Source organism: Streptomyces vulcanius, from assembly GCF_042653945.1.
Classification (GTDB): Bacteria; Actinomycetota; Actinomycetes; order Streptomycetales; family Streptomycetaceae; genus Streptomyces; species Streptomyces mangrovi.
Window position 1 is genome coordinate 21,308 of the sequence record NZ_JBHSFK010000073.1, and the last position, 11,609, is coordinate 32,916.

Annotated in this window: 8 protein-coding genes; 5 read left to right on the plus strand and 3 right to left on the minus strand. The window is 68.9% G+C overall.

The window, feature by feature from the left end; all coding sequences use genetic code 11:
• Positions 1-7 precede the first annotated feature (7 nt).
• Complete coding sequence (locus ACFPIH_RS54295) at positions 8-1,099, plus strand: hypothetical protein (RefSeq protein ID WP_381187201.1); 1,092 nt, start codon at positions 8-10, stop codon at positions 1,097-1,099.
• 19 nt (positions 1,100-1,118) lie between these two features.
• Here ACFPIH_RS54295 and tpg (ACFPIH_RS54300) read toward each other — a convergent pair whose 3' ends face one another.
• A complete protein-coding gene (gene tpg / locus ACFPIH_RS54300) occupies positions 1,119-1,871 on the minus strand; it encodes a telomere-protecting terminal protein Tpg (RefSeq protein WP_381187203.1) in 753 nt (250 codons plus the stop codon).
• A 71-nt stretch (positions 1,872-1,942) separates the two neighbouring features.
• On the opposite strand from tpg (ACFPIH_RS54300), the gene tap reads away from it, so the two are divergent.
• The 4 genes from tap (at position 1,943) to ACFPIH_RS54320 (ending at position 7,070) form a co-directional block, all read left to right on the plus strand.
• On the plus strand, positions 1,943-4,168 hold the full coding sequence (gene tap / locus ACFPIH_RS54305; RefSeq protein ID WP_381187205.1) for a telomere-associated protein Tap: 2,226 nt from the start codon (positions 1,943-1,945) through the stop codon (positions 4,166-4,168).
• A gap of 12 nt (positions 4,169-4,180) precedes the next feature.
• Entirely contained in the window at positions 4,181-4,738 is a 558-nt protein-coding gene (gene tpg / locus ACFPIH_RS54310; protein WP_381187208.1) for a telomere-protecting terminal protein Tpg, read from the plus strand.
• Between the two features lie 115 nt (positions 4,739-4,853).
• Positions 4,854-5,567, plus strand: coding sequence for a TIGR02391 family protein (locus ACFPIH_RS54315; RefSeq protein WP_240512779.1), 714 nt, complete (start codon positions 4,854-4,856; stop codon positions 5,565-5,567).
• Positions 5,568-6,134: 567 nt separating this feature from the next.
• The gene (locus ACFPIH_RS54320) at positions 6,135-7,070 is read left to right on the plus strand and encodes a Shedu anti-phage system protein SduA domain-containing protein (protein ID WP_381187212.1); all 936 of its coding nucleotides are present in this window, start codon (positions 6,135-6,137) and stop codon (positions 7,068-7,070) included.
• A gap of 145 nt (positions 7,071-7,215) precedes the next feature.
• Here the strand turns inward: ACFPIH_RS54320 and ACFPIH_RS54325 are convergent, their stop codons facing one another.
• A complete protein-coding gene (locus ACFPIH_RS54325; protein ID WP_381187214.1) occupies positions 7,216-9,873 on the minus strand; it encodes a DEAD/DEAH box helicase in 2,658 nt (885 codons plus the stop codon).
• A gap of 2 nt (positions 9,874-9,875) precedes the next feature.
• Positions 9,876-10,955: a hypothetical protein gene (locus ACFPIH_RS54330; protein ID WP_385879322.1), complete on the minus strand. Its 1,080-nt coding sequence runs from the start codon at positions 10,953-10,955 to the stop codon at positions 9,876-9,878.
• Between the last annotated feature and the right edge of the window lie 654 nt (positions 10,956-11,609).

The window sequence follows — 11,609 nt, forward strand, 5'->3', positions numbered from 1 at the left end:
GCCCGCCGTGTCGCCGACACCCGTTGCCGTGATCATCGACCCGGGCGACGATGCGGTTCACACGCACACCGCCCTGGCCGCCCACCACGTGCCGTCCGGCCGGATCACCCTCCACCCGGGCCCGGGCACCACCAGCGAGACCGGCCTCGCCCACGACCTTCTCGCCTCCCTGGGCAAACCGCCCCTGCTCCCAGGCGGCTTTCCCGCCGGCCGTCAGCCCGCCTGGGAAGCCGCCACCGCCTGGATCACGGCCCTGCCCGTCACCCGGCTGACCGTCCTGCGCGCCCACCGCCTCACCGCCCGCCGCACGATGCGCCTCCTGCAACTGCGCACCCTCACCGGCATCCACCTGACCCTGGTCTGCCACCGCCCCCACCTGCCCGCCGCCCTGCACCAGGCGCTGCAGACGGCCGACTACTGCGTCACCGCTGACTTCCAGGCCGCCCGCCGCCACTACTACGGCACACCGGCCGCCATATCCCCGCTTGTTGACGAGCCCGCCCGGTCGGCCAACCGGTGGCTCACCCTGCCCGTGCTGGACCGCCTCGTCTCCTACGACAGCCCCGCTCCATGTACCGCCCCGTGCACGCCGCCAGCGATCACCTTCCAGCACCGCCCGCCACCCGCACCCCTCACCGAGCAGGCAGTCCGGGAAGTCACCCGCCGTCTGGCCACCGTGACCGCCCACCCCCGCCTGGCCGCAGCCCTTGCCGCCGCGCTCTTCACCGGTGCCTCCTTCCAGCAGCTCGCCACCGCCCGCCCCGGCGACTACGACGACGCCGCGGCCACCCTGGCCCTGCATGACCGCGCTCGCTACACCGACGGCTGCGCCACTCACCGCGTGCCGCCGTGGGCGCGTGTCTTCCTGAGGGCCGCAGTCTGCTTCGCCCGGCTCGCGCCTGGCCAGGACCAGCATCTGCTGGCCGGCCCTCACGACCGCACCCACCTGCTGCGCGTAGCGGAAGCAGCCCGGCTCCGGCCGCCCCAGCCGTTCGCCGGCCAGAGCACCGGCCGTATCCAGTGGGACTGGCGCGAACGGAAGGAAGCACGACGCTATGACGCGATGCTGACACGGCACCAGATCCCGCCCTCGTCCTGAGCCCGAAGCCAGGTGCACGTCAGTCGATGGAGAAATCGGCGAACTCCACGTCGGTGAAGGCGATCCCGAGGCCGTGAGCACGTCGGCCTCCGTCCCGGAAGTAGGCATGGCTCAGAGCACGGGCGAGGATCACCATCTGCTGCTGCTCGCCCCCGCCAGCGTCCCGGGCGGCGAACAGCTCGCGGGCCACTTCTCCCGACAGGTACTGGGTGATCAGCCGTACCCGCGGATCGTCCGACGAGCCTGCCGGAGCGGCGAATCCGAACCGCGCCCTGGTGTGGAAGACAAACCCGTCGGACTCGGTGCGGGCCCGCAGGCGGGCGCGCACCAGGGGCTGCCACCGTGCCCTGACGGCCTCATCGACCAACCCCGCATGCACAGCACTGGGACGGTGACGCATTCCCGGCCGGGTAGTGACCCACCTCTGTACCGTGCGCTGGGAGATACCCAGGAGGACAGCCACGTTCTTCGTGGAGCCCTTCTCCGCCCTGAGCAGGAAACGCACAGCGGCATCCTTCGTAGGCACGGGACGGGTCAGCAACGCCCGCTCGAGCCCTTTGACGATCTCACCCATGCCCGCCCCCGAGCGCTTCTCCACCGCGATGACTGGTGCACGGCGGCCGTCTGCTCTCCCAGATCTCTCACACCAAGCCGCTCTCCCCGGCCAGTTCAGGCATAGCCAGGACACCAGCTGCGGCCCTCGGCTAAAGACAGCAGTAACCCAAGCCCGAGAACGCCCTTCCCGAAGCAACCGTGAACCCCCAACCGCCATTTACGCCATCCGTACGTGTTTGGTACGCGAAAGGTGCGCTTCACGTTAGGGTCTGGGGCAGGAGGTTCTGTATGTCCGAGCTGTTCGACGCGGTCGACGCGCTCATCGCGTCCCGCTCCCCGTTGCCACCCCCGGTGGAACGCAAACGGCTGCGCCAGGCGCACGGTCTGACGCTGGACGAGGTGGCCGCCGCACTGCAGGTGCGGCGCGCGACGGTCAGCGGCTGGGAGGCGGGCAAGACCGAGCCGCGGCCGCCGGAGCGCGACGCATACGCCCGCATGCTCAAGCAGCTCGCCCAGCTCTACCCCGCCAACGCCCCGGTGCCCTCTGAGGACACGGCCGTCCCCGAGACGCCTGCCGTCCCGGCCGTTCCTGCGCCATCGGTCGCTGAACCGGCCAAAGCCCGCACCGAACCAACCGCAGACCGGATCCCGGAGCCTGTTTCCGAGGACACCGCGCTGCGCCCCGCCGCTGTGCCGCATCCGGTGGCCACGACCAGGCCGACGTCGCGTCGGCCGCCCGCGCGTAACGCCGCCCCCGTCGGCAGCCCAGCCGGTGGTGTCGATGCGCGGTTCGAGAACGGGCCGCTCGCGGTCATCGACTTCGACGCAGATGGTCAGGTGCTGGCGTACTGCGTCGGCGGCCTGGTCCTGGACGTACCGGCGAAGTCGATTCCGGCCCTGGTGGAGTGGACGCTGAGCGAGGGGCGGCTCGGTCAGCCGAAGCTGTCCGGTCCGGGCAAGGACGGCGATCCGCTGCTCGTACTCACGGAGGCCGCGCTGGAGCACTACGGCCTGCCGGTCACGCTCACAAAAGAGGAGCGCCTGACCGGGCGGATCCCGGAGGGCCACAAGGTCATCAAGCAACTGGCCCGCGCCAACTGGCAGCTGACGAAACGCGGGTTCGGGCCGTGGGCGCGGATCTACCGCCCCGCGCAGGGCTCGGAGCGCTCCTGCGTGCAGTTGTGCATTCCGTCGTGGGACGCGCTCGACACCCGGCACTGGGCCAATACGGGGCAGCTGCCGCCGGCGGATCTGGCCCGGCTGCTGGGCACGTATGCGGCCCGGGTGATGACGCCGCGCGGTTCCACCGCCGTCACGGGTCTGGAGCTGATGACTGCTCTGCACCCGCCGACCCGGGCCTCCGAACCGGACGCGACCGGCAGGCGGCATTCCGAGCACAACCCCGGCTCGCTGGGCAAGGATCCGGTGGACTGCGCGCCGTGCGAGGCCCCCGACGGGCACCCGCTGCTCGCCGACCTGCCGCGTTTCCATCAGCGCACCCCGGCCGAGGTCCTGGGGGAGGAGGCCTACGACTGGGCGCGCCCGCTCACCGACGCCGAATGCCTTCGCCCCCACCTGGTGGGCATCGACGTGAACATGGCCTTCGCCGCCGGCGCGAACGGTCTCACGGTCGGCCTGGGCGCGCCGACGCGCGTCAAGAACCCCGTCTTCGACGCGAAACTGCCCGGCGCGTGGCTGGTCGACCTGTCCCATATCGACCTGTCGAGGGTGAAGGTCGCCAAGGACACGTGGGCGGACCTGGACGTCACTCTGCTGCCCAGCCCGTTCACGCCGAAGGGCGAACGGCCCCAGGGCCCGGCGTGGTACGCCACGCCCACCCTCGCGTACGCGGTCGAACTGGGCTACGACGTCACGCCGGTCGAGGCGTGGGTGCGCTACGACAACGGCCGTTACCTGGACGGCTGGTACAACCGGCTGCGCGACGCGTACCTCGCCACGATGGCCGACCTCGGAGTGGGTGCCGACCTGTCGCCGGAGGAGTTCCTCGCGGCGATGGACGGCTACCGGCAGCGTGACCCTCAGCTGGCGGTCGTGGTGTCCGCGGTCAAGGCGACGGTGAAGGGCGGCATCGGCAAGCTGCGTGAGCGCCCGCGCGGCGAGGGCTGGAAGCCCGGGCAGCCGTGGCGGGCTCTTGCCCGGCCGACGTGGCGTCCGGACATCCGCGCCGCCGTCATCTCCCGGACCCGGATCAACATGCACCGCAAGATCGTCAAGCACGCCGCCTTCACCGGGCAGTACCCGGTCGCGGTCCTCTCTGACTGCGCCGTCTACGCCTCCGACGGGCCGTCGCCGCTGGACTTCCTGCCCTACCGGGACGGCAAGCCACTACCCGGCGGCTTCAAGCTCGGCGTGAACCCCGGGCTGGTGAAGTGGGAGGGCACCCAGAGCGTGCTGTGGGGCGAGGGCGTCCGCGAGCAGTTCGCGGCCCCCGAGCTCAACCTCGCCCGGTACATCAAGGACGGCACCGTCACCGACGTCGACAAGGGAGAGTAGGAGAAGGCGACGATGAGCCTGTTCGGGGACGGCCTGGACGCCGCGGTGCAGAAGGCGTTCACCCGCCCGGCGCCCAAGAGCGCGGGCCCGCAGATGCGGTACCTCGTCAAGCAGCTGGGGGGCACCAAGGCGGTCGCTCAGATGCTGCGGATCTCCCAGCGCACCGTCGAGCGGTACGTGAAGGACCAGATCAAAAAACCGCGCCCGGACCTCGCCGTGCGCCTGGAGCGCGAGGTGAAGAAGCGGTGGCAGCCGCAGATCCGGGCGAAGGCCCGCGAGAAGGCGGCGACGACCGGCGGCATCGTCATCGACACCCGCGCACGCATGGGCTACACCGCGCCGATCGGGTCGACGGACCAGGACCGCATCCGCCACCTGACCATCGCCCTACCACCGCAGTACGCGGCCCGCCTCTTCGATGCCCAGGAGCAAGGGGCCACCGACCAGCAGCTCCAGGAGATCGCCGCCGAAGCACTCAAGGAGGTCTACTTCCAGGACGGCGGCCGCCGCGCCGGCAGTCTGGAAGAGGTCCGGTTCACGGACATCGAGCACCTCGAGTTCGACCTGTAGATCGCCCCGCAGCAAGGGCCCGAACCGCCTTCTGGGTTCGGGCCCTTGCTGCTGCTCCTGGCTTTGCCGAGCCGGTGAGACCGGGATTGTCAGACTCCGCTCCTAGGATGCGGCCGTGGATCGAGACTGGATGCGACAGCGTCTTGAGGCGTTTGCCGATCTGGCTCTGCGTTACGAGCGCAGTACCAGGCCGGGCGATTACGTGGGTGATCCGGCGCTGTATGAGCAGCTGCGCCGCGCAGAGCCAACGGTCAAGCAGATCCTGCGGCTCCTGGATCCTCAACTTGCCGAGAAGATCAACCTGGATCAGATGGCGGGCGAAGACATGGCCCGCGATGAGGTTCATCGGGGTCTGGGCATTCTGGCCGACATGGACGAATGGGCTGCCCGGCTCGTTCCGGATGCACCCACGCTGCCCGCCGACCAGTTCCACCCCTGGGTGTGGGAGCCGGCCGCCCCGCTGTGGGGCGCAGAGGCCCGGCAGGATGCCGTCCTGGCTGCTGCCCGCACCGTGAACCGCCGGCTTCAGCAGAAGCTGGGGCGCCACGACATCGGCGAGACGGACTTGTGCATGCAGGCCTTCGATATGAAGGACCCCGTGGCGGGGAAACCGCGACTGCGGTTCGACGGCGACCGCAACACGCCTACGTGGCGCGCCCGCCAGGATGGCGCCAAGTACCTCGCGGCCGGTGCCTTCCTCGCCCTGCGGAATGTTGCCGCTCACGAGGATGAGGTGAACTGGACCGAACAGGAAGCGTTGGAGCACCTGGCGACCCTGAGCGTCCTCGCCCGCTGGATCGAACAGTGCACGGTGGAGCGCGCCACTTGAGAGCTGGAGCGGATCTGCCGGTATGGACAGGAAACCGTACACAGAGCACTGCCGCGGGAGGTCTTCGACCACGGTCAACGGTTCGATGCTTCCGGCGTGACCATTCCCGCGCCGCCTGCCCCACGTACTACAGCGGTGCCTGACAGCGCCGCGGGCCTTCTCGACTGGGGCCGCAGCTCGCACTGGTCCTCCCAGCCCCACCCCTGTTGGCACTGCGGTAAGCCGACGAACTTTGTCACGACCACGGAGCACCCAGCCACAAAGTTTCTGAGCAGGAAGCCGCCCCGTAGACGGTGGACCGCTGTAGAGCGAGGCCATCGCCCAGCTTGATGCCGACTCCCGTAGTTCCACGGGCGGTTGTGGAGTCAGCCCAGGCACGGTCCGGGAGCCATGCTCCATAAATCGAATAAGTGATCTACTTTCGGGAAAGTTGGGACACAGAGTGATGCAGTGGCCCAACATGCCGGTATGGATGGGAATGAGCCCACTTTCTTTGATCGGCGTCCTGCTGCGTCGGGAGCACTCTCGTACGGGAGCCGACTGATAGTCAGGGATACGACTCATGTGTTGATCGAGGCCATCCCCTTCTTCATCCCCCACAGGAACTCATCGACTGAGCTGTCCATGAAGCTTGTCCGCACAGACAAGCGGACTGGCGAGCAGTGTGAGATGACGCTCAAGTCGGAGGACCTGTACATGCTCAAGAGCCACATCGCCCAAGCGCTATCCGTATCTGAGCAAGACGATGATGGTCAGTACCTCGTGCTCCGAACGGATGGGTTCGGAGCGCAACTGGATGCCTCTGATGACGCCGTCGGCGCGATCGGCAGTGCCCTGGAAAACCGCCGGTTCGCTGCCCAACTCGCCCACCAGGTGAGCCCCGAGACCTTGGCCAAAGCATTTTCAGCTGCCGTCAGGATCGGTGAGCTGAGAGCCGCCGTCACCGAACTGCAAGAGCACCTTGCGGAGGGGCGCAATCGAGAGGACGTCTACCAGGACTGGTGTGAGCGCCATTCCTGGGCCTTCGGCAACGCATATGTTGCTCGCGACGACCAACGAGTCATCGGAATCGGCGACCACGTCGATCTGCTGATGAAGTCCACCGCCAGCGGGTTGCGTGATGTGTACGAGCTGAAGCGCCCGGACAAGGACGTGATCCTGTACGACGACACGCACCAGAACTGGTATTGGTCATCGCATACCGCGAAGGCGATCGGGCAGTGTCACCGCTACCTCGATACCTTGCATCGCGCTGCGGAGTTCGGTCTGCAACCTGCGCGGCCCGACATCATCGCCTACCACCCGCGTGCCGTCGTCATCATCGGGCGGTCACACAACTGGGAGGAGACGCAACTGCGCGCTCTGCACGGGCTCAACAGCAGGATGCACGGGATCACCGTCATGACCTATGACCAACTCCTTTCCCAATGTCACGCGCTGCTAAGCCACGTCACCGCTATCGATGAGAATGCCGAGGTCCAGCCGAGTCAGTTGACTGCTTAGCTCTTTCTTCGCACGTGGGAGCTGGTGAAGCCGGACAGGGGAAACGTCCGCCCCTGATCTGCGTGCCAGACCGGTCAACCTTCCCCTAAATGCCATAGCGGCAAGGTGACGATGCCCCGGCCTCTTGCCAGCCGACCGCCGACTTTCACGCCCACTCCACTCCCAGCTCGGTCAGAGCGGCTCGCTGCTCCTGTGCGAGCTTGTCGCGGCGGGTCTTGGTATTAGAGATCCACACGCCCAGCTTCACGGACACCGGTTCAGCCTCACCGTCGACCGTGATCTGCTCACTGTGCCCCCTGGGCACCGGCCGGTCCGCGCCCTCCCGCTCCACCCACTGCGCGAGTGCCGCCAGGCCGCGCTGGAACGCCTGCTGCGCCTTGTTCGGGCCCTTCGTCGCGGACGCGGGCGCCGGGGCGGGAGACGGGGCGACAGGGGCGTGCATGCCCAGCGCGGACAGCCGCTCCTGCTGCTCCTGCGACAGCTGCGCCCAGGAGCTGGCTTGCCGCTGGAGCCATCGTCCGATGTCGTCGCCGTCCATCAGTACGCCGGGCTGGATCTCGGGCAGGCTGCCGTCGGCGTCGACGAGGTCGGCGAGGACGCGGTAGTGCCGCTGCCAGTCGAGCGGCCACGGGCAGTTCCAGTCCGGGTCGATCGCCGCCATCTGCTTGGCGCGCTCCGCCGCCCGCTCCTGGTCCTTGCCGAGGCCGCCCTTCCGGCGAAGGTTGGCGATGTGCTGGCCGATGGGCACCATTGCCTCGCCTTCGCCCCAGACCTGGTCCTGGCGGGGAGCAAGGTGGCCCGTGGCCTGCCGGTAGGAGCGCAGCGCGGAGAGCTTGGACTCCCAGGCTTCTTCGCCCGGCTCCCACACCATCCCGGCCTCGGGTGCGTCCAGCAGGGTCTTGCGCCGCTCCTCCAGCTCACCGGCCCGCAGGGCCTTCCGCTGCTGGTGGACCCAGCGCCCAAGCGGAAACGCCTTCGTCGCCCCGACCTCGACCTCGAGGTCGTAGGGAACGGCGTAGAGCCCGGTGATCTCGTTCTCCTTCCGCCAGCGAAGCAGGGCTTGGTAGCCCTCCAGCCACACCAGGGACTCCGGCCGGTAGACCCGGGTGCGCAGGAAGGCCGCGATGGTCGACGCGTCACGCGGGCTGGAGAAGTGGAGCAGGGCCGACTCGGCAGCGGCGTCGGTGTCGTCCTGCTCCTGGTACTCGCCTTCGCCTTCGCCGCAGGCCCCGACGATCTGCCCGTCCTCATCGCGCCGGACATGCACCTTGCGCTTCCCACTGCTGAGGGCGCGGGAGGCGAGTTGCTCAACGAGTCGTTCATCATGACTGCGGAGTCCTTGCAAAACGGCTACAAGGGGGCGGAACGAGGCGCTGGCGACCATGTCGGTGGGGTCCTCGTTCCGCTCCAGGAACACCGGCACGATGATCCGCGCGACCTTCGTGGAGCCGTCGCGGTTGAGCCGGAGCGCGCGGCCGATGTTCTGCACGATCTCTACCTGCGAGCCGCGGGTGTCGGCGAAGCACACGGCCTCCACGCCCCGTTCGCCGGTGATGTCGACGCCTTCTCCGAGCACGCGAACGCTCGCGAGGAACGCGCGGTGGACCCGGCGGCCGGCCGCGTCGAGGCCGTTGGCGAACTGCCGCAGCACCTCGCGCCGCTCGGACACGAGGTGGTCGCCGCACAGCCAGGCCGACCAGACGCGGTCCGGCGGGACGTGGCGGCCGGTCTCCAGCTCGTAGAACTCCGCGTCGATCGACGATGCGGGGAGTCGGTCCGCGGCCGCCAGGTCGTCGTCGGAGGCGTCGTTGACGTACAGCTCCGCGGCCGTCTCCGGCATCTTCTCCGCGAAAGCCGCCGCCTCCTCCACCTTCTGATGGAAAGTCATCACCGTGCGCAAGTTGTGCGCGGCGGTGTGCTCCAGGAGCGCGGTCTGCAGCAGCGCCAGGCGCCGGCCCCGCTGCGCCTCCTCCGATTCTCCAAGAGCGGGGGAGGGGTCGCGGATCTCCAGCACGTCGATCTCGAAACCGGCGAGGATCGCGCGTTCGATCGCCTCCGAGAGTCCCAGCTCAGCGAGCCATGGCCCGTAGGTTTCCGAGTCCTGGCCCATCGACGCGAGCTCCAGCTCCTGGCCGTCCGCGCCCTTCTGCGGCCGGGGCGAGGCGAGGATGCGGGGGGTCGCGGTGAGGTAGAGCCGGAAGTCCGCGGGGATACGGGCGTTGTCGTGGATCGCCGCCCAGGGCCTGCCAAGATCACCCGCCGTACCGTGGGCCTCGTCGATGATGGCGAGCGAAAAACCGTCCATGCGCTGGCCGTACAGGCGCTCTCCGCCCGCCAGGGCGGCCTCCAGCGGCCCGCGAACGCGTCCCTGGCCCATCGGGTCCTCGGAGTCCTCGCGGTCCACGAGGGAGGCGTACGTGGCGAACACGATGACCGGCCCGTGGGCGGCCCACAGGGCGAGCTGGATCGGGTTGGTGGTGGTGCGCACCCCCAGCTCGTTCAGCACGGGGTCGCTCTCCAGCGAGCACACCGCGACCATCGGGGAGCGGTGACCCACCGCCCGCCACGCCTGGGCGGTCTGCACGAGCAGGTCCAGGGTCGGCACGGTCACGAGGATCCGGCCCTCGGGGAAGCACTCCAGCACGCACGCTGAGGCCATGATCGTTTTCCCTGACCCGGTCGCTGACACGATCGTGCCACGGGCACCCTGTGGGGGCACGGATGACCTTGCAGGGAATCCGACCCACTTTCGGAAACTCGACTTCTGGTCGATCTGATGTTTCTTGAGCGGAATCCTGCTCATCGTCAGTCCTCCTCACTCGTGTCGTAGAGCCAGCTGTTGTGGAGCCTTTCCAGCGCGGTTTCCTCCTGGCCGTGCTTCGCCCAGATCCCTTCGAGCCAGAGCGGGGTCGTCTCGATCCTCTCGCACAGCACGAAGGACCCAGGCAGGTCGATCAGAGCGAGCTCGCCCGCGAACATGCCGCCGGGCCCGTAGCGGCGCCACAGCCGCTCCAGCCGCGCCCGGTGCTCGTGCAGGTACGCGTCCACTGCCTGCGGGTAGGTCTCCTGCTCCGCCAGGTGCACGGTCCGCAGGGCGGTGTCCACGATCTCCCGGGACGACCCCTGGTCCCACTGGCCGGAGCTGGTGCCGGTCACGGCTGCGTAGTGCTGCTCGCACACGGCGAGGACGCGCTCGACAAGCTCCGCCGGCGTCTCGCTAGCCTCCCCCGACGTCGCGCCACGAACGGAAGGCCGGCCTACGTCCGTGTGCCGGTCGCCGGTGCGGGCGCTCGCCTCCACCAGGTTCAGGCCGTGGTTGGCGAGGTGAGTCAGGAGCAGGCGGGACAGGACCGCGCCGTCCCCGGCGTACAGGTGAGCGCTGCCGTCGGCTTCGCTGTCGGGGGAGACGATGGCGCGAGTGAAGACCGTGTCGAAGAAGAACTCGGACAGGACGCCGACCAGCTCCGGGTGCGCAGATGCCGGATCGTCGTCCAGGGCGGCAACAGCGGCGTCCATGGCCGCGGTGAGGAACCGCCCGCGGGCGCCCTGCAGTTGGCGTGCCTCGCTCTGAGGGCTTTCCTCGACGGCCTCCACGACGCGGTACAGACCTTGGTCCCCGTACAGGCCACCCGGCTTCTCCTTCGCCCGGCGCACCTTCGCCACGGCCTCCTCAACAGACCGCGCGTAGGTGTAGTTCGTCACCACCGAGAATCCGGGGTGCGCCGGGTCGGTCCGCTGCGCCACGATCCGATAGCGGATTAGCCCGGAGTCAGACTCCACCGCCCCACCGCGCGCCCCTTCCTGACGCTCCCGCAGGGCCTGGTGCCAGCGGTCCGCCTGCGCGTCGTTCTCGTAGGAGTAGGCGTCCCAGCTCGTGCCGCCCATCAAGGTCCAGATGCGCCGCAGCTCGTTCCGCCGAACCGCCGCCAGCCGCTCCTCTGTACCGAGAGGCCTCGGCTGGCTTTCGCTGCTTTCCAGGCCACCCGCAGCCACCAGCCGCTCGTGGATCTGTTCTGCCGTCAATCCGGTAACCTCACGCTGGATTTCCTCCCGCACCTTGAGGCGCATTTCGACGCTCAACAAATTCAAGTTGTCCCCTCTTTTTCCAGACCCGCCCAAGTGGTTGGGGGGTGTCCCGTGTTTCCGCCAACGATACATGCTGCATCAACCTGATGCACGCGCTACACTGGAACCCACAAGAATGAGCGCCCCCCCGCCCCCACAGTCAGCCCCGCCCGCGCCAACGGGCCCCAAGGTTCTGGAGGCGCAGCCGGAAGGACTATCAGGCGGGGGAGCGCAGCGGACCCGCCCGGGAGTCCGCAGGACTCCCCAACTCCGCAACGACACACCCGACTAGCCGCACCTGGCACCCCCTCAGTCGGGGGCGCGCACCGCGCGGCCCGCCGCGCCGCGCAGCGGCCGGCCCCACCGGATCCCGGAGCGCAGCGAAGGGATCCGCCCACGCGATGCGTGGGCAGCGGGAGCGCAGCGACCACCCCGCTTGCACATTGCGCAGCAATGTGGTACCCGCTCCGCGGG

Bases quoted from the DNA above. Each gene is read 5' to 3' on its own strand.
- tpg (WP_381187203.1), bottom strand. From the start codon at position 1,871: ATGGCGGTTGGGGGTTCACGGTTGCTTCGGGAAGGGCGTTCTCGGGCT.
- tap (WP_381187205.1), top strand. From the start codon at position 1,943: ATGTCCGAGCTGTTCGACGCGGTCGACGCGCTCATCGCGTCCCGCTCC.
- tpg (WP_381187208.1), top strand. From the start codon at position 4,181: ATGAGCCTGTTCGGGGACGGCCTGGACGCCGCGGTGCAGAAGGCGTTC.
- ACFPIH_RS54325 (WP_381187214.1), bottom strand. From the start codon at position 9,873: ATGAGCAGGATTCCGCTCAAGAAACATCAGATCGACCAGAAGTCGAGT.
- ACFPIH_RS54330 (WP_385879322.1), bottom strand. From the start codon at position 10,955: ATGGGCGGCACGAGCTGGGACGCCTACTCCTACGAGAACGACGCGCAG.